The following is a 17,873-nucleotide window of genomic DNA, read 5'->3' as shown; positions in this document are numbered from 1 at the left end:
GAGCCACCGATGAGTGACGACGACCACCCCACCTACAACGGCCGCTACGAGGTCCAGCGCCGCATCGCCCGCGGTGGCATGGCCGACGTCTTCCTGGCCCAGGACCTGCTCCTGGCCCGGCCGGTGGCGGTCAAGGTCCTGTTCCCCGAGTTCGCCGGCGACCCCGCCTTCGTGGCCCGCTTCCGCCGGGAGGCGCAGGCCGCCGCCAACCTGAACCACCCCAACATCGTCGGCGTCTACGACTGGGGCCAGGAGGCCGGCACCTACTACATCGTCATGGAGTTCATCGACGGGCGCAGCCTGTCGGAGATCCTCCGCACCCAGGGCACGCCGCCGGCCAAGACGGCGGCCGGCATCGCCGCCGATGTGGCCGCGGCCCTGGGCTTCGCCCACCGCAACGGCGTCGTCCACCGCGACATCAAGCCCGGCAACATCATGATCACCAACGGCGGCCACGTGAAGGTGGCCGACTTCGGCATCGCCCGGGCCATGACCGCCTCGGCCGAGGACAACCTGACCCAGACCGGCTCGGTCATGGGCACGGCCACCTACTTCTCCCCCGAGCAGGCCCAGGGCCACAACGTCGACCAGCGCAGCGACCTCTACTCCCTCGGCATCGTCCTCTACGAGATGGCCCACGGGAAGCCGCCGTTCACCGCGGACAGCCCCATCGCCGTGGCCTACAAGCACGTCCAGGAGGCGCCGGCGCCGCTCCGGGACGCCCACCCCGACGTCCCCGAGGACTACGAGGCCATCACCCTCAAGCTCCTGGCCAAGGACCCGGCCGAGCGCTACCCCGACGCCGACGCCCTGCGGGCCGACCTCCGGCGCTTCACCGACGGCCAACCGGTCCGGGCCTCGCAGGGGGCGGTGGTGGCCGCGGCGGCCGGCGGCGCGGCGGCCGGGGTGGTGGCCGCCGGCGTGGCCGCCACCGGCGCCACCGCGGTGGTGCCCCCGCCGGTGGGCCCCGACGCCGAGGAGCCGACCTCCGGCGCGACCTACGGGCAGGCCCGCCGCTCGCGCACGGGCTGGTACGTCCTCCTGCTCCTGCTCGTGCTGGCCGCGCTGGGCGCCCTGCTCTTCGCCCTCGCCTCCACCCTCGGCATCGGCGAGGACTCCGGCGTCGAGGTGCCCGACGTGGTGGGCCAGCCGCTGGCCGGCGCTCGGGAGGCCCTGGAGGAGGCCGGCTTCGAGGTCGACCTGACCCGGCCCCGCCAGCCCAGCACCACCGTCCCCGTCGACGGCGTCATCGCCCAGGACCCGCCGGGGGGCTCGACCCACGACGAGGGCACCGTCGTGGCCCTGATCCTCTCCAGCGGGGCCCCCGCAGCCGAGGTGGCGGCCGTACCCGCCGTCGAGGGCCAGGTCCTGGCCCTGGCCCAGGCCACGCTGGCCGAGCAGGGGTTCACCGACGTGGACATCACCTACCAGGAGGACGAGATCGTGCCCCGGGGCAACGTCATCGCCCAGTCGCCCGAGGCCGGCATCGAGGTCGAGGTGACCACCACCATCCAGCTCATCGTGTCCATGGGACCCCCCCCGACCACCCAGACCGAGCCCCCGCCCGAGACCGACCCGCCACCCAGCAGCAGCAGCACCACGGCCAGCACCACCCCCGAGACCTCCAGCAGCTCCAGCAGCAGCTCCAGCAGCAGCTCGAGCAGCAGCAGCAGCAGCTCCTCCACCACCAGCACGGCGCCGGCGGGCGGCTGACCCGGCGCCCGGCCACCAGCCGGACGCGCCCGGCGGTCAGGCCGCGGGGCGGGCGGCGGCCAGGAAGGTGCGGAGCAGGTCGTGGCCGCCGACGGTGAGGATCGACTCGGGGTGGAACTGGACCCCCTCGGTGGGCGCCTCCCGGTGCCGCAGGCCCATCACCAGCCCGTCGTCGGTCTCGGCCGTGACCTCGAGGACGGCCGGCACGGTGGGCCGGTCGACCACCAGCGAGTGGTAGCGGGTGGCCTCCAGCGGGTCGGGCAGCCCGGCGAACACCCCGCCCCCCTGGTGGCGGACCCACGACGTCTTGCCGTGCATGACCTGCGGGGCCCGCACCACGGTGCCGCCGAAGACCTCGCCGATGCACTGGAGCCCGAGGCACACGCCGAGCAGGGGGACCCGCCGCTCGGTGAAGGCCCGGACGACGTCGTTGGAGATGCCGGCGTCGGCCGGCGTGCCCGGCCCCGGGGAGACCAGCACGGCGTCGGGTCGGAGGGCCACCGCCTCCTCCACCGTGATCTCGTCGTTGCGGACGACCTCGGGCTCCGCCCCCAGCTCCCCCAGGTACTGGACGAGGTTGTAGACGAAGGAGTCGTAGTTGTCGACGACGAGGACGCGGGTGCCCATGGGGGCGGCAGGCTACCCGGGCACCGGGCCGCCCCGGGCGGGCGATAGAGCCGACCAGCGGCCATCCCCTATCCTCCGGGCCATGCCCGAGCCCCAGCCCACCGATGACGACCTCGACGTCCCGGGCGCCGACGACGAGGCCCCCGCCGCGGAGGCCGAGGCCACGCCCGCCCCGGCCGCCCCGGCCGCCCGCAAGACGCCCGAGGAGCTGCGGGCCGAGGTCGAGGCCCGACGGGTCGCCACGTCGGCCCGCCTCGACAAGGCGGAGCCGGCGGCCCGGGCCACCAGCGACGACCCCACGGGCCGGAAGGCCCGCAAGGCCATGGGCAAGGCCACCAGCGACGACCCCACCGGGGCCAGCGCCGGCCGGGCGTCGACCAAGCCCTCGGTGCCCAAGCCCTCGAAGCGCACCGGTGGCCTGGACGCCAAGGCGGCCCGCACCGCCGCGGCCCGCTCCGGCAACCCCAAGAAGGCCGCCGAGGCGGCCGAGGGCAGCCGCTACACCGCCCCCATCCCCCGCTCGCAGATCGAGAGCCCGGCCTGGGTCGGGGGCCTGATGTTCGCCCTCCTGGGGCTCGGGATGCTGTTCATCTTCCTGACCTACGTGGCGTGGGGCGGACGGCCCGCAACCCTCGGGATCGGGCTGGGCCTGATCCTGGGCGGCATCCTCACCGCCACCCAGTTGCGCTAGCACTGACCTGGCTCTTCGCGCGTAGCGTGGTGTCTGCCCCACGTCGTCTGCACCCACGGCGCGCAGGGCGGGCAAAGTGTGACAAGGGTAACGCCGGAGTTACATCGATGTGACTCTCCCCAACCTTGTCCACACCTGGGGAAAACCCGTCCGGGTGAGCTAGAGGTCCTCCACCGGCGTCATGAGGTCCATGTCCTCCATGCAGTGGCGGGGCGGCTCCGGATCGGCGTCGACGGCCGCGGTCATCCGCACCTCGGTGCCGCAAAGGCTGCACCGGTAGAGGAGCTTCACCTTCCGGAGCTCGCCGGCCGGGGGGGGCTCCGGGACCGGCTGGGCCAGGCTCCGCAGCACGGCCACCCCGACCCGCATCAGGACCAGGGCGATGGCGACCGCCAGGGCGACCCGCAGGAGGAACGGCACCGCCCCAGGATGGAGGCCCGCCCCCACCCCCGCAAGGTGGAGCGCTCCTCGTGGCGACGCACCCCGGCCTGCACCCGCCCCTCACCCCGGCGGGGTGAGGGGCGACACGCAGCGAGGCCTAGCCCAGGCGCTCGATGATGGTGGCGTTGGCCAGGCCGCCGCCCTCGCACATGGTCTGGAGGCCGTAGCGGCCCCCCGTGCGCTCCAGCTCGTTGAGCAGGGTGGCCATGAGCTTGGAGCCCGAGGCGCCGAGGGGGTGGCCCAGGGCGATGGCCCCGCCGTTGACGTTGACCTTGTCGGGGTCGGGGGCCAGCTCCTTCTGCCAGGCCAGGACGACCGAGGCGAAGGCCTCGTTGACCTCGAACAGGTCGATGTCGCCGATGGACAGGCCGGAGCGCTCCAGGGCCTTGTGGGTGGAGGGGATGGGGCCGGTGAGCATGGTCACCGGGTCGACGCCGGCCAGGGCGAAGGTGTGGAACCGGGCCCGGGGGGTGAGGCCCAGCTCCCGGGCCTTCTCCTCGCTCATGATGAGCACGGCCGAGGCCCCGTCGGTGATCTGCGAGCTGTTGGCCGCGGTGACCTTGCCCCCCTGGTCCTCGGGGACGAAGGCGGGCTTGAGCTTGCCCAGGCTCTCCATGGAGGAGTCGCGGATGCCCTCATCCGCGCTGACGACCTCGTCGGTGTCGATGAGCTCGCCGGTCTCCTTGTCCCGGGGCTTGGCCCTCACGGCCACGATCTCGTTGTCGAAGCGGCCCTCGTCCCGGGCCCGGGCCGCGTTCTGCTGGCTGCGGAGGCCGAAGGCGTCCAGGTCCTGGCGGGTGAGGCCCCACTTGTCGGCGATGACCTCGGCCGAGACGCCCTGGGGGATGAGGCCCTTGAAGCCGAAGTACTCGGAGTCGGCGTAGCGGGCGAAGGCCTCGGGGCCGAACGGGAAGCTGCCCGGCGTGATCGAGGCCCCCATGGGCGTGGTCGACATGACCTCGACGCCGGCCGCCACCACCACGTCGTAGGCCCCGGCCATCACGCCCTGGGCCGCGAAGTGGACGGCCTGCTGGGACGAGCCGCACTGGCGGTCGACGGTGGTGGCGGGCACGGTCTCGGGCCACCCGGCAGCCAGGACGGCGTTGCGGCCGACGTTGAGGCTCTGGTGCCCGACCTGCATGACGCAGCCGGTGATGACGTCGTCGACCAGGGCGGGGTCGAGCTGGTTGCGCTCCGCGACGGCCTTGAGCACCTCGGCCAGGAGGTCGGCCGGGTGCCAGCCCGAGAGCTTGCCGTTGCGCTTGCCTCCGGGGGTCCGGACGGCGTCGACGATCACTGCGGTGGTCATGGGAACCTCGGGTGGGGTGGGCCGGTCAAAGGACCGGGTTCGACCGTGGCACCGGGTGGGCCCGGCCAGCGGACTAGACCGCTCGGTCAAGAGTTTGCTCGGGGCGCGGGCGCGATCGCAACCTGCGGGAGGGCCGGGCCGCCGGGGCGGGACCGGCCCCCGTCTGCTAGGTCAAGGGGCCGACGCCGCCGCATCCGGGGAGACGACGATGACCACCAGCGCCGAGATCGACGCCACCGTCGAGGGCCAGACCATCCCCTCCCTGTTCCGCGCCACCGTGGCCCGGGTGCCCGAGCGGGTGGCCCTGCGCTGGCGGGACGGCGACGACTGGAAGAGCTGGACCTTCACCGAGCTGGCCGACCGGGCCTGCCGGGCCGCCACCGGCCTGGCCGCCGCCGGGGTCGGCCCCGGCGACCGGGTGGTGCTCATGATGCGGAACTGCCCCGAGTTCCACGCCCTGGACCTGGCCGCCCTCCTGCTGGGGGCCACGCCCATCTCGATCTACAACTCCTCCTCCGCCGAGCAGGTCCAGTACCTGGTGGGGCACAGCCGGGCCCAGGTGGCCCTGGTCGAGGACGCCGGCTTCTTCGACCGCTTCGCCACCGTGCGCGACCAGCTCCCGGACCTCCGCACCGTGGGCGTGATCCGCCCCGAGGGCACCGACCCGGACCTCACCTGGGACGAGCTCGTGGCCGCCGAGCCGATCGACCTGGACACCGCGGCGGCCACCAGCCGGCCCGAGGACCTGGTCACCATCATCTACACCTCCGGCACCACCGGGCCGCCCAAGGGCGTGATGCTCACCCACCACAACGTGGCCTGGACGGCGGAGTGCCTGCGGTTGGCCTTCGAGGTCGACGACCTGACCGGCAAGCGCCTGGTGTCCTACCTGCCCATGGCCCACATCGCCGAGCGGGTCACCAGCCACTACTCGCTGCTCTCCATGGGCTACGAGGTGTCGTGCTGCCCGGACCCGGGCCTCGTCGCCGACTACGCCCGCGAGGTCAAGCCCCAGATCATGTTCGGGGTGCCCCGGGTGTGGGAGAAGATCCACGCCCGGGTCACGGCCGCCCTCTCCGCCGATCCCGAGAAGGGCCAGAAGTTCACCGAGGCGGTGGAGGCGGCCCGGCCCATCGCCCTCAGGATGGCCTGGGACGAGGCCACCGACGAGGAGCGGGCCACCTGGGACTTCCTGGACCAGGTGGCCTTCGCCGGGGTCCGCGAGCTGCTGGGCTTCGACCAGGTCGAGATCGCCATCAGCGGCGCCGCCCCCATCCCCGCCGACCTGCTGTCGTGGTACCGGGCCATCGGCGTGCCCATGTCGGAGATCTACGGCATGAGCGAGAACACCGGCCCCATGTGCTGGGCGCCGTACCGCATCAAGCCCGGCACGGTGGGCCCGGCGGTGCCCGGCCTGGAGGTGGCCCTGGCCGACGACGGCGAGATCATCTGCCGGGGCGGCCTGGTGTTCCAGGGCTACCTGGACCAGCCGGACAAGACGGCCGAGGCCCTGGACGAGGACGGCTGGCTCCACTCCGGGGACATCGGCGAGGTGGACGACGACGGCTACTTCCGCATCGTCGACCGCAAGAAGGAGCTGATCATCACCGCCGGGGGCAAGAACGTCAGCCCCGCCAACCTGGAGGCGGCCCTGAAGGCGATCCCCCTGGTCGGGCAGGCCTGCGCCATCGGCGACCAGCGTCCCTTCGTGTCGGCCCTGGTGGTGCTGGACCCCGACGAGGCCCCGGTGTGGGCCAAGCAGCACGGCCTGGAGGGCCTGAGCCTGGCCGAGCTGGCCGAGCACCCCGACGTGCGGGCCGCCATCGACACCGGGCTGCTCGAGGTCATGGCCCCGTTCAACAACGCCGAGCGGGTGAAGAAGGTGAAGATCCTGGGCGAGGAGTGGCTGCCCGACTCCGAGCTGCTGACCCCCACCTCCAAGCTGAAGCGCCGCGGCGTCCACAGCACCTTCGCGGCCGAGATCGACGCCCTCTACGCCTAGGGCCGCCGAGCCCCGCCGGTTGCCGCACGGCGGCGGAGCGGTGGCATCCTGGGGCCACGCACGCAGGGCCAGGAGGCACCGATGACGCAGGCCAACACGGAGACGTCGGCGACCACCCCCGGCGGAGGAGCGGCCCTGCGGCCCGGGCGCAAGGAGCTGGACCGCCTGGCCCACCGGCTGCGGGTGCCGGCCGAGGGGCGGACGCCGTTGGAGATCCGCTCACCCCTCACCGGCGAGGTCATCGGGGCGGTGCCCACCGGCACGCGCCAGGACGTGGAGGAGGCGGTGGGGGCGGCCCGGGCCGTCCAGCGGGCCTGGGCCCGGACCTCGCCCAAGGAGCGGGCCGGCATCCTCGACCGCTACCAGACCCTGGTCCTCGACCACCAGGACGAGCTGCTCGACCTGCTCCAGGCCGAGAACGGCAAGGCCCGGGGTTCGGCCTTCGAGGAGGTGGCCGACACCGTCCTCAACTGCCAGTACTACGCCCGCAACGTGGCCCGGTTCCTGCGGGACAAGCCCCGCCGCACCGCCCTGCCCGGCCTGGTGCGGGCCTGGGAGCGCCACGTGCCCCTGGGCGTCGTGGGCCTCATCGCCCCCTGGAACTACCCGCTCGCCCTCTCCATCGGCGACGGGCTGCCCGCCCTCATGGCCGGCAACGCCCTGGTGCTCAAGCCGGACTCGCAGACGCCGTTCACCACCATCCGGGCCTTCGAGCTCCTGGAGGAGGCCGGCCTGCCCCGGGGCCTGGTGCAGATCGTCACCGGGCCGGGGTCGGTGGTGGGTGAGGCCATCATCGACCTCACCGACTACGTGATGTTCACCGGCTCGACGGCCACCGGTCGCCGGGTGGCGTCCCAGGCCGCCCAGCGCCTCATCGGCTGCTCGGCCGAGCTGGGGGGGAAGAACCCCATGATCGTGGCCGCGGACGTCGACCTCGACCGGGCCGTCCGGGGTGCCCTGGCCGCCTGCTTCTCCAACACCGGGCAGCTGTGCATCTCCATCGAGCGGCTGTACGTGGAGCGCGCCATCGCCGAGGAGTTCACCGCCCGCTTCGCCGAGGCCACCGCCGCCCTCCGGCTGGGCGGCAGCCAGGACTTCGGGGTCGACGTGGGCTCGCTGGTCTCCCAGGACCAGCTGGACAAGATCACCGATCACGTGGCCGACGCCGAGGCCAAGGGGGCCAAGGCCGTGGCCGGCGGGCGGGCCCGGCCCGAGCTGGGCCCCTACTTCTACGAGCCCACCGTCCTCACCGGCGTCACCGCCGACATGGACGTGTACGCCGAGGAGACCTTCGGTCCCCTGGTGTCGATCTACCCGGTCGACTCGCTGGACGAGGCCGTGGACCGGGCCAACGACACCGACTACGGCCTCAACGCCAGCATCTACATCGACGACGTGCGCCGGGGCCGGCGCCTGGCCGAGCGCGTCCAGGCCGGCACCGTCAACGTCAACGACGGCTACCAGTCGGCCTGGGCCGCCACCGGCAGCCCCATGGGGGGCATGAAGGCCTCGGGCCTGGGCCGCCGACACGGCAAGGAGGGGCTGCTCAAGTACACCGAGAGCCAGACCATCGCCGTGCGCTCCGCCCTGGCCGAGAAGATCCAGGTGGCCCCCGAGCCGGCCGACACCGTGAAGCGCCTCACCGCCCTGCTGCGCAGCTCCAAGCACATGCCGTTCTGAGCGAGGGGCCCCGCCCAGGCGCACCGCCCGCCCTATGCGTAGGCGTAGACGTCGGAGCCGGTCACCGCCACCACCGTCTCGCCGTCCACCGCCACCGAGTCGACGCCGTCGAGTGGCTGGCTCCACCGCAGGCCCAGGCCGTCGAGCGAATGGGCCGTGATCGAGGTCGTGTCCCACCAGACCAGGAGGGACCCCTGGGCCACCGCGCCCCGCGCCGCGGGCAGCTCCAGGGTGGAGCGGGCCGCGCCGGTGTCCCCGTCCAGGACCACGGCCCCGGCCCCCGGCACGGCGACCACCAGGTCGCCGTCCGCGGTCGACGCCACCGAGGCGGGGCCGGACCCCTCCATGGGGCGCGACCACACCGGCTGGACCCGGCCGTCGGCCACCCGGTAGCTGGCCAGGCCCGGGCCGGTGTCGACCACCACGACCTCCCCGGCGGAGGCCAGGACCGTCGCCCCGGCCGGCACCGGGGCGGTGCCGCGGGCGGCGCCGGTGGCCACGTCCACGGCCCGGAGGGTGCGCCCGTCCACCCCGGCCACCAGCGGGCGGCCACAGGCCAGAGGGCTGCGGCCGTCGACGCTCCCGGCGGGGAGCGTCCAGAGCAGGGCCTGGTCGGCGGCCCGGGCCTCCAGCGACGAGGTCGTGCCCACCAGGACCAGGGGGCGGTGCGGGCACGGGTGGAGCACCACCTCGGGAGCCAGGCCGATCCGCCGCCACGCCGGCGCGCCGTCCTCGACGGCCCGGACCGACAGGTCGGCCACCAGGTCGCCGCTCCCGTCGAGGGCGGGGGCGGTGTGGTCGACCACCACGTGGGTCGAGCCCACCAGGCCGACGGGCGCCCCCGGCGCCTCCCAGTACGACCGGCCGTCGTCGTGGTGGACGCCCATCCGGTCGCCGCCGACGAACAGCACGCCCCCGGCGACGGCCTGGAGGTGGGTCATCAGGGGGAAGAGCTTGACGTTCCAGCGGAGCCGGCCGGTGTCCCGCTCGAAGGCCCGCAGCCGCCCCCCGGCGTCGAGCTCGGCCCCACCCTCGTAGATGGCGTAGTCGGCCAGGTCGGCCACGTAGGCCAGGCCGCCGCCGACGGCCGCCGCGCAGCGGGGCTCGTACGGCGACCTCCACCCGGGCGGGGCCTCGCACCGCACGGGCACGAGCCACAGCTGCGTCGGGGCCGGCGTGCCGATGCGCTCGGTCTCCCGATGCGACTCCCTGGCGGTGACGGCCCGGACGGTGGCCACCGCCGTCAGCAGCCCCAGGGTCACCACCACCACGACCAGGACCCGGCCTCGCCCGATCCGGCGGGCCCGCTTCGGGTCGGCCGCGAAGCGGGGCGGCTCGGGCGCCGGCGGCTCGTCGCCGGGGGCGTCACGGCCCCACACGGCGGCGAGGTCGTCGCCACCCGGACCCTGCGGGGTCCGCCGGTCGTCGCCGCCAGCCACGAGCCCGGTCTACCCCACGCCCGGGGACGGTGCCCGACCCGGGGCCGGGCGGCGCCGGGCGGGGAGGTCGTTCCCGTGGCGCACGGCTAGGTCCCGGCGAGGTCGGCGACGAGGGGGGCGAAGTCGCGGGCCTTGTCGCCGGGAACCACGTGGTACGAGTAGCCCCACCGCTCGCGGCGCTCGTGGAGCATCTCGGCCACGTCGCCGGGGCTGCCCACCAGGGCCAGGGGGCTCTGGCGCAGGGCGTCGACGTCCGAGCCGAAAAGGGCGGCGATGGCCTCGGCCATCGCCGGGTCGTCGGTGAGCTCGGCCGCGGCCAGCCAGGCGTTGATCTCCAGGTCGGCGAAGCGGTCACCGGCGCCCTCCCGGACCCACCCCACCTTCTCGTCGATGCGCTCGGGGAGGGCGTCCTGGGCCGCGGCCTCGTCGATCTCGCCGGAGTGGATGGAGGCGTTCACGCCCACGATGTCGGCCGTGGCGCCGGCCCAGCGCAGGAGCCGGGGCGCCCCCCCGCCGACCAGGATGGGCGGCCCGCCGGGCCGGTGGGGCGCCGGCGACCCGTCCATGTCGGCGATCTGGTAGTGGTCGCCGGCGAAGGTGAAGGGCCCCTCGCCCCACAGGCCCCTGAGGACCGCGGCGTGCTCCTGCAGGCGGGTGACCCGCACGCCGGGCCGGTCCATGGGGATGCCCGATCGGTCGTAGTCGAGGCGCTTCCACCCGGCGCCCAGGCCCACCTCGAGGCGGCCCTCGGACATGACGTCGATGGTGGCCAGCTCCCGGGCCACGACGGCCGGGTGCCGGAAGTCGCAGTCGAGCACCAGCGCCCCGACGTTCAGGGTGGTGGTCACCGCGGCGACGGCGGCCATGGCGGCCAGGGGCCCCGGGCCCTCGTCGAAGTGGTCGGGGAAGAACACCGTGGAGTAGCCGAGCTGCTCGACCTCCCGGGCCGTGTCGAGCCAGGAGCGCCCGGGGAACGGCTGGTGGAGCTCGGCGGCGAAGCGGAGGCGGCGGGGGTGGGCCATGCCGGGGGTTCTAGCCGGTGGCCGAGGGCGCCGGGCAGCGTCGGGAGGCGACGGGCATGATGGGCGGCGCCGGCGCCCACCCCTGGAGGACCCATGGCCGAGGACGAGCCGCTCCCGGTCAAGCTCGGACCCGTCTCCAACGGCGAGTTCCTGCCGCTGCCCCACAGCCCGACGGTGGCCGAGGCCATCCGCCGCACCCACGTCCTGGCCGATGCCAACGCCCGGCGCCTGGGCATCTCCCGCCGCCGGTTCCTCACCGGCTCCCTGGGCGCGGCAGCCACCTTCGCCCTCCTGGCTGCGTGCTCCGAGGAGGAGGCGGCCAGCCGGGGTGAGAGCCCGGGCGGCACCTACGACATCCCGCCCGACGCCACCATCGACGAGGACACGGCCCTCGACGCGCTGGGCGGCGACGAGTTCATCTTCGACGTCCAGTCCCACTACGTGAACCAGGACCTGGCGCTGCCGGGCGGGGAGTGGACCTCCGCCTTCCCCCACGCCGCCTGCCCAGAGGGGGCGACCGACGGCGATCCCCGGGCCTGCTTCACCGTGGACGCCTACTTCCGCGAGATGTTCGTCCGCTCCGACACCACCATGGCCATCCTGTCGGCCCTGCCCGCCCCCGGCCTGGGGGGCCTGCTGCCCGACGACATGGTCCACGCCGTGGACGTGGCCACCCGCCTCGGGTGCGACGGCCGGGTGCTCATGCACGGCGGCGCCTACCCCCACCGGGGGCCGATCGAGCCGGCCCTGCTGGGCATGACCGACGTGCGGGAGCGCTACGACATCGCGGCCTGGAAGATCTACGCCATGGTGCCCACCGACTCGCACTTCTGGTTCGACGACCACGACCCGTCCCGCCCCCAGATCGGGCAGCGCTTCATCGACCACGTGCGGGAGATCGGGCCCCCCATCATCTGCACCCACAAGGGCATCTCGTCCATCGTGGGCTCGACCCCGGAGCTGGCCTCCCCGGTCGACATCGGGCCGGCCGCGGCCCGCAACCCCGACGTGAGCTTCGTCATCTACCACTCGGGCTTCGAGCCCGGCGGGGGCGGCACCGGGCCGTACGACCCGGCGGACCCGAACCCCCAGGGCGTCGACCGCCTGATCCGCTCGCTGGCCGACGCCGGGGTGGGGCCCGACGAGAACGTGTACGCCGAGCTGGGCGGCACCTGGTGGTTCGTCATGCGCGACCCCACGGTGGCGGCCCACGTCCTGGGGAAGCTCCTCCGCTACGCGGGCCAGGACCGGGTGGTGTGGGGCACCGACTCGATCTGGTTCGGCACCCCCCAGGACCAGATCCAGGCCCTGCGCACGTTCCAGATCTCCCCCGAGCTGCAGGAGCGCCACGGGTACCCGGAGCTGACCGACGAGCTCAAGCGCAAGATCTTCGGCCTCACCTCGGCCGAGCTCTACGGCATCGAGCCCCCCACCACCGCCTGCCGGGTGAGCGCCCGCGACATCGAGCAGGTCCGGGCCGCCCTCCCACCGGCCACCACCTACGGCCCCACCACCTGGAGCGAAGCGGCCCGCCTCATCGCCGCCCACCAGGCCGGAGCCGCCTGGTAGGCGAGCCGTCACCGGGGCCGGCGAGGGCACCGCTCGCCTCCCGGCCGGGGCCCCACCACCGGGCGACGGGGGCCGAGCGGCCTCAAGTCCGGCGCGCCGGCGTCGATGGGACACCTTCGGCGAGACGGAGCTTGTCCATGGCGCAGAACCCCCCACCTGGTCCCGGCTGGACCCTCGGCGACGACGGGCACTGGAAGCCCCCGTCGCTGTTCGGGCCGCGCCCCGGTGCGGACGTTCCCGGCCCACCGGCCCCGGGGCCCGGGCCGTCGCCCGATGGCCAGCCCACCGCCCCCGAGCCCTGGCCCAGCGGCCCCGACGCGGCCCCGGGTGGCGCCCCGCCGGTCCCTCCCCCCCCGATGCCTCCCCCCAGCTGGCCGGCCGCCGGCGGTCCGGGCCCCACCGCCCCCCCGCCGGCCGCGGCCGTCCGCCCCCGGACCATGCCCCCCGGTCCGGGGCCCGGTTCGCCCCCACCGACGCCGTCGTCGCCGGTCCGCACCGCGCTCATCGTCGTCGGCGGTGTCGCCGCCGGGGGCGTCGTCCTGGTGATGGTGCTGGTGGGGGCCGTGACCTTCCTCGGCACCTCCTCCCCCGAGACCCGGTTCGAGCCCATCGACCAGGGCGGGCCGCCGCCCAGCGTCACCCCGGGCTCCGGCGACCCCGACGACCGGACCGGTGCCGAACCCGACGACCCCGACCCCGAGCCCGACCCCGGGGCCGAACCCGACGACCCCGAGACGGCGGCGGTGACCTCGCTCGACGACGCCGTCGAGGGCATCACCATCCGGCTGGAGCGGGAGGGCTGGGAGATCACGTCCAAGGACGACCTCGACCCATCCGACGGCCTCGACGTCCCCTCCGGCGAGGGCGCCGAGCCCTGCGACGGCACGCCCATCGAGGCCCTCGGTGCCCGAGCCCTCGAAGGGGAGCACCCCGACGTACCCGGGCTGGGGGTCGGCGACGTGCCGGAGCTGCGGGTGGAGGTCATCGCTCACCCCTCGACCGCGGAGGTCGACACCGCCCTGGGCGTCCTGACCAGCGAGGCCTGGCGCACGTGCGTCATCGACACCGCCACCGGGGACCTGCCACCGGGGTCCAGCGCCCACCTGGAGCTCCTGCCCGCCGACCCGGGCGCCCCCGGCGTGGCCTACGGGCTGGTGCTGCAGGGTCCCGCCTCCCCTGCCCTCGTCACCAACCACATCTACGTGCTGGTCGGCTCGATGCGGGGCTACGTGTTCGGCTGCGGCTGTGACCCCGAGGCGGAGTGGGCCGCGGCCCGCCACGTCGCCGCCGCCCTGGCCTCGGTCCAGGACCTGCCCGTCCCCGGCTGAGGCAGCCGGCGGGCCCGTCTCGGTCACGGTGCCGGCCGCCGGGCCCCGGGCAGGCCACGCGGCAACCGACCGCCGGGCCCGGCTCACACCGGCGCCACCGGCCGGGCGGAGCGGATCAGGGCCTCGATCCGGTCGAGGTCGAGGTGGCGCTCCACGGCATCGGCGATGCGGTCGAGACGGGCCTGACGGGCGGCGGCGAAGCCCACGCCGGGCAGGGCAGGCGCCTCCACCCCGGCTCGGGCCGCGGCCCAGCGGAGCACCCCGGCCCGGACCTCGTCGCTCTCCAGCACGGCGTGCAGGGACGTGCCCGCCACCCGGTCGCTCCACCAGCCGATGGGCGCGCCGTCGCCGTCCTCCAGCCAGGTCCGGGCTCCGGGTACGGGCGCCACCCGGCCGTGGTGGATGCGGTAGCCGTCGGCCCGGTGTCCGGCGCCGGGCCCGTCGACGACCAGGGCCCGGGGCCGGTCGAGCACCTTGGCGCCCTCGAAGCGGGTGGCCACCGGCAGCCAGCCCAAGCCGTCGACGCCGCCGGGCGCCCCCTCGACCCCGGTGGGGTCCTCGATCCGCAGCCCGGCCATCTGCAGGCCGGCGCACACGGCCACCACCACCGCCCCCGACGCCTCGACGGCGGCGGCCAACCCCGAGGCCCGGAACCAGGCCAGGTCGTCGCGGGTGGCCTTGGAGCCGGGCAGCACCACCAGGTGCGGGCGACCGAGGTCGGCGGCGGAGCGCACCCAACGCACCGCCACCGACGGCTCCAGCCGCAAGGGGTCGAGGTCGCCGAAGTTGGCGACCTGCGGGAAGCAGACGGCGGCGACGTCGAGCACGGGGCCCGTCCCGGCGGTGGCCCTGCCGTCGGACCGGCTCAGGGCCAGGGAGTCCTCGGCGTCGATGTCGGTGCCGGGCACCATCGGGATCACACCCAGGGTGGGGACGCCGCTGCGGGCCTCGAGCTGGTCGCAGGCGTCGCCGAGCAGGTCAGGGTCGCCCCGCAGGCGGTTGACCACGAAACCGCGGACGCAGCGCCGCAGGTCGTCGGGCAGCAGGTCCACGGTGCCGTGGAGGGCGGCGAACACGCCACCCCGGTCGATGTCGCCGACCACGATGGCGGGCAGGCCGGCCGCTGCGGCCAGGGGCAGGTTGGCCAGGTCGCGATCGAGCAGGTTGATCTCCGCCGCGGCGCCGGCCCCCTCGCAGATCACCACGTCGAACCGGCGCCGCAGGTCGGCCAGGGCGCCGAGGACGACCGGGCGCAGCGCCGCGGTGGTGGCGTGGTGCTCGGGGGCGGTGCGGTGGGCGACGACCTCCCCCATCACCACCACCTCGCAGGTGCGAGGGCCGGTGGGCTTCAGCAGCACCGGGCTCATGGCCCGCTCGGGCGGCACGCCGGCGGCCAGGGCCTGCACCCACTGGGCGTGGCCCATCTCGCCGCCGTCGGCCGTCACCTGGGCGTTGAGGGCCATGTTCTGGGCCTTGAAGGGCGCCACCGACACCCCACGCCGGGCCAGGAGGCGGCACAGCCCGGCCACCAGCCACGACTTGCCGGCGTCGCTGGTGGTGCCGCACACGACGAGGCCGCCCCGCACCTCAGGCCCGCCCCGGCGTCACGTCCGGCCCACCAGCGCGCCCTGGGGACCTGCGACGGTCGCAGCCATCCGATGACCTCCATCCTCGTGGGGTGGGCGAGGTGCCCACGTCGACCACGACCGGTCTCCTGGCTCCCGGATCACCGCTCCCCCCTGCCTTCCCAGGCCCGAGGGGCCCAGTGGCGCCTGTCGAGGTTCGCTCCCCGGTCACAGTGGCGGGACCGCGGCCGGACTTGCACCGACTTCTCGGGTTCGTGACCGCGGGGACCGTAGCGGCGCGGTCCCCGGAGCCGCCAGCGACCTCTGCCCAGCTCTGTTCACCCTCCCCACGCGTGGCCGGCAGAGATGTGCGTAGAGGGCGCTCGCGTGGGCAGAGCGGTGCCACCGGGTGCACAAGGCCCCGAGGTCCGTTCATCCAGCAGCGGCCACACGACCCGAAGGAACCGACGACACCGTGTCGCTCACCGCGTCCCACCCCGGCCCGACGGCCGCCCCGCCCGCCCTCGAGGGCCTCGACGAGGCGGAGGTCATCGCCGCCGCCACCGGGATCCTCATGGTCCAGTACCAACTGACCCACGAGCAGGCCGGCACCGCCCTGCGAACCCGAGCCGAGAACGCCGGCCGCCCCTCACGGGCCGAGGCCGAAGCCATCATCGCCGCCCAGGACGCGGCGGCCCGCCACTGGTGCTCGGGCCAGGCCGGAGGCGTCATCGACGGCCGCCGCCTCCACCTGCGCTAGCCCCGCCCGCCCCAGGTAGGCGGACCACCGCAATGCCCGACCAGCTCGGCACCAGCGACCGTGAGGAGCTGGCCGGCCTCTTCGACCTCGGCGGGACCGGCCGGTGGGCCTCTCGACGAGCGGGGCCCTGATCACCGCCCGTGCCAGGCGGTCCTCGTAGGGCGGGCTGCGATCGGCGCGCTCTGATGGCCTCAGGGCCTTCGTGACGAATCTCGGCGACGATGTCGAGATCTCGGGACCTGCTCCGTCCCAGGGATGCACCCGGCCAGCAGGGCCGGCGTCACAAGGAGACCACCATGGCCAAGTACCTGTTGCTCAAGCACTACCGAGGCGCACCGGCGGCCGTCAACTGCGTCCCGATGGACCAGTGGACGCCCGACGAGGTCGAGGCCCACATCCGGTACATGAACGACTTCGCCGCTCGACTCGAGAGCAGCGGCGAGTTCGTCGATGGGCAGGCGCTGTCGCCCGACGGCGTGTGGGTCCGCCACGACGGCGAGGGGCGCCCGCCGGTGACCGACTGCCCGTTCGCCGAGACCAAGGACCTGATCGCGGGGTGGATGGTGATCGACGTCGACAGCTACGAGCGCGCCGTCGAGCTGGCCGGCGAGCTGTCGGCCGCCCCCGGGGCCGGCGGCGAACCGATCCACGAGTGGCTGGAGGTCCGCCCGTTCCTGGCCGCACCGCCCACCGTCACCCAGTGACCGCGGACGACGCCGAGCGGCGCGAGCTCGTCCCCCGGGTCCTGAGCGTCCTCGTCCGTCGCGGGGCGGACTTCGCCACGGCCGAGGACGCCGTCCAGGAGGCGCTCATCCGGGCGCTCTCGGCGTGGGGGGAGGAGTGGCCCGCCGACCCCACGGGGTGGCTCATCACGGTCGCGTGGAGGGCCTTCCTCGACACGACGCGGTCGGACGCGGCGCGTCGCGACCGGGAGGTCCGGTTCGACACCGAACCGCCGGCCGGCGCCGGCCCGAGCGCGGATGACACGCTGGGCCTCTACTTCCTGTGCGCGCACCCCGATCTGACGCCGTCCTCCGCGGTCGCCCTGACCCTCCGGGCCGTGGGTGGCCTCACCACCCGCCAGATCGCTCGGGCGTACCTGGTGCCCGAGCGCACCATGGCGCAGCGCATCAGCCGGGCCAAGCGCACGGTCGGCCGGGCCGGGGTCGATCGTCCCGGCGACGTCCGCACGGTGATGCGGGTGCTGTACCTGGTCTTCAACGAGGGCTACTCCGGTGACGTCGATCTCGCGGCCGAGGCGATCCGGCTGACCCGGCAGCTGGCGGCTCTGGTGGACGAGCCCGAGGTCCACGGGTTGCTGGCCCTGATGCTCCTGCACCACGCCCGTCGCCGCAGCCGCACCCGCCCGGACGGGAGCATCGTGCCTCTCGCTGACCAGGACCGCGGCCAATGGGACACCGGGCTCATCGCCGAGGGGATCGCCATCGCCCAAGCGGCGCTGGGGCGCGATCGGCTCGGCGAGTACCAGGCGCAGGCGGCGATCGCCGCGCTCCACGCCGACGCGCCGCGCGTCGAGGAGACCGACTGGGTCCAGATCGTGGAGTGGTACGACGAGCTGCTCCGCTTCGCCGACACCCCGGTCGTCCGCCTCAACCGCGCGGTCGCGGTCGGCGAGGCCGACGGCGCACCTGCTGGGCTCAAGGCGCTGGCCGACGTGGACGAGGGCGTGCCGCGGTGGGAGGCGGTCGCCGCCCACCTCCACGAGA

15 protein-coding genes and 1 riboswitch are annotated in these 17,873 nt (G+C 74.7%); of the genes, 9 read left to right on the top strand and 6 right to left on the bottom strand.

Annotated features, from left to right (window positions below):
- Positions 1-9: 9 nt before the first annotated feature.
- Complete coding sequence (pknB, locus tag VEW93_09220) at positions 10-1,713, top strand: Stk1 family PASTA domain-containing Ser/Thr kinase (GenBank protein HYI61970.1); 1,704 nt, start codon at positions 10-12, stop codon at positions 1,711-1,713.
- Between the two features lie 36 nt (positions 1,714-1,749).
- Here the strand turns inward: pknB and VEW93_09215 are convergent, their stop codons facing one another.
- Entirely contained in the window at positions 1,750-2,340 is a 591-nt protein-coding gene (locus tag VEW93_09215; protein HYI61969.1) for an aminodeoxychorismate/anthranilate synthase component II, read from the bottom strand.
- A gap of 82 nt (positions 2,341-2,422) precedes the next feature.
- Here VEW93_09215 and VEW93_09210 point away from each other — a divergent pair, with 82 nt between their 5' ends.
- Positions 2,423-3,031 carry a hypothetical protein gene (locus VEW93_09210; GenBank protein ID HYI61968.1) on the top strand — a complete coding sequence of 203 codons (609 nt, stop codon included), beginning with the start codon at positions 2,423-2,425 and terminating at the stop codon, positions 3,029-3,031.
- Positions 3,032-3,190: 159 nt separating this feature from the next.
- Here VEW93_09210 and VEW93_09205 read toward each other — a convergent pair whose 3' ends face one another.
- Together VEW93_09205 and VEW93_09200 are read right to left on the bottom strand one after the other, a co-directional pair.
- Positions 3,191-3,451 carry a hypothetical protein gene (locus tag VEW93_09205; GenBank protein HYI61967.1) on the bottom strand — a complete coding sequence of 87 codons (261 nt, stop codon included), beginning with the start codon at positions 3,449-3,451 and terminating at the stop codon, positions 3,191-3,193.
- A gap of 118 nt (positions 3,452-3,569) precedes the next feature.
- Complete coding sequence (locus VEW93_09200) at positions 3,570-4,781, bottom strand: thiolase family protein (protein HYI61966.1); 1,212 nt, start codon at positions 4,779-4,781, stop codon at positions 3,570-3,572.
- Between the two features lie 208 nt (positions 4,782-4,989).
- Here VEW93_09200 and VEW93_09195 point away from each other — a divergent pair, with 208 nt between their 5' ends.
- Positions 4,990-6,783 carry an AMP-dependent synthetase/ligase gene (locus tag VEW93_09195; GenBank protein HYI61965.1) on the top strand — a complete coding sequence of 598 codons (1,794 nt, stop codon included), beginning with the start codon at positions 4,990-4,992 and terminating at the stop codon, positions 6,781-6,783.
- An 81-nt stretch (positions 6,784-6,864) separates the two neighbouring features.
- Positions 6,865-8,463: a succinic semialdehyde dehydrogenase gene (locus VEW93_09190; GenBank protein ID HYI61964.1), complete on the top strand. Its 1,599-nt coding sequence runs from the start codon at positions 6,865-6,867 to the stop codon at positions 8,461-8,463.
- A 32-nt stretch (positions 8,464-8,495) separates the two neighbouring features.
- Here VEW93_09190 and VEW93_09185 read toward each other — a convergent pair whose 3' ends face one another.
- Together VEW93_09185 and VEW93_09180 are read right to left on the bottom strand one after the other, a co-directional pair.
- The gene (locus VEW93_09185) at positions 8,496-9,902 is read right to left on the bottom strand and encodes a PQQ-binding-like beta-propeller repeat protein (GenBank protein HYI61963.1); all 1,407 of its coding nucleotides are present in this window, start codon (positions 9,900-9,902) and stop codon (positions 8,496-8,498) included.
- Positions 9,903-9,988: 86 nt separating this feature from the next.
- Positions 9,989-10,924 carry a TIGR03621 family F420-dependent LLM class oxidoreductase gene (locus VEW93_09180; protein ID HYI61962.1) on the bottom strand — a complete coding sequence of 312 codons (936 nt, stop codon included), beginning with the start codon at positions 10,922-10,924 and terminating at the stop codon, positions 9,989-9,991.
- A gap of 93 nt (positions 10,925-11,017) precedes the next feature.
- Here VEW93_09180 and VEW93_09175 point away from each other — a divergent pair, with 93 nt between their 5' ends.
- Together VEW93_09175 and VEW93_09170 are read left to right on the top strand one after the other, a co-directional pair.
- Entirely contained in the window at positions 11,018-12,493 is a 1,476-nt protein-coding gene (locus tag VEW93_09175) for an amidohydrolase family protein (protein HYI61961.1), read from the top strand.
- Between the two features lie 437 nt (positions 12,494-12,930).
- On the top strand, positions 12,931-13,821 hold the full coding sequence (locus VEW93_09170) for a hypothetical protein (protein ID HYI61960.1): 891 nt from the start codon (positions 12,931-12,933) through the stop codon (positions 13,819-13,821).
- Positions 13,822-13,904: 83 nt separating this feature from the next.
- On the opposite strand, the gene VEW93_09165 is transcribed toward VEW93_09170, so the two are convergent.
- Positions 13,905-15,407, bottom strand: a complete 1,503-nt coding sequence (locus VEW93_09165; protein HYI61959.1) for a cobyric acid synthase — start codon at positions 15,405-15,407, stop codon at positions 13,905-13,907.
- A 124-nt stretch (positions 15,408-15,531) separates the two neighbouring features.
- Positions 15,532-15,653, bottom strand: a riboswitch (cobalamin riboswitch).
- 208 nt (positions 15,654-15,861) lie between these two features.
- Here VEW93_09165 and VEW93_09160 point away from each other — a divergent pair.
- The 3 genes from VEW93_09160 to VEW93_09150 all read left to right on the top strand — a co-directional run.
- Positions 15,862-16,146 carry an ANTAR domain-containing protein gene (locus VEW93_09160; GenBank protein ID HYI61958.1) on the top strand — a complete coding sequence of 95 codons (285 nt, stop codon included), beginning with the start codon at positions 15,862-15,864 and terminating at the stop codon, positions 16,144-16,146.
- A 296-nt stretch (positions 16,147-16,442) separates the two neighbouring features.
- Positions 16,443-16,850 carry a YciI family protein gene (locus VEW93_09155; protein ID HYI61957.1) on the top strand — a complete coding sequence of 136 codons (408 nt, stop codon included), beginning with the start codon at positions 16,443-16,445 and terminating at the stop codon, positions 16,848-16,850.
- On the top strand, positions 16,847-17,873 hold a 1,027-nt coding region (locus tag VEW93_09150; protein ID HYI61956.1), incomplete at its 3' end, for a DUF6596 domain-containing protein. The genes VEW93_09155 and VEW93_09150, both read left to right, overlap by 4 nt.

This window comes from Acidimicrobiales bacterium (genome assembly GCA_035630295.1).
Taxonomy (GTDB): Bacteria; Actinomycetota; Acidimicrobiia; order Acidimicrobiales; family Iamiaceae; genus Iamia.
Note: the sequence above shows the minus strand (reverse complement) of the source record. Positions and strands in the feature narration are given on the sequence as shown.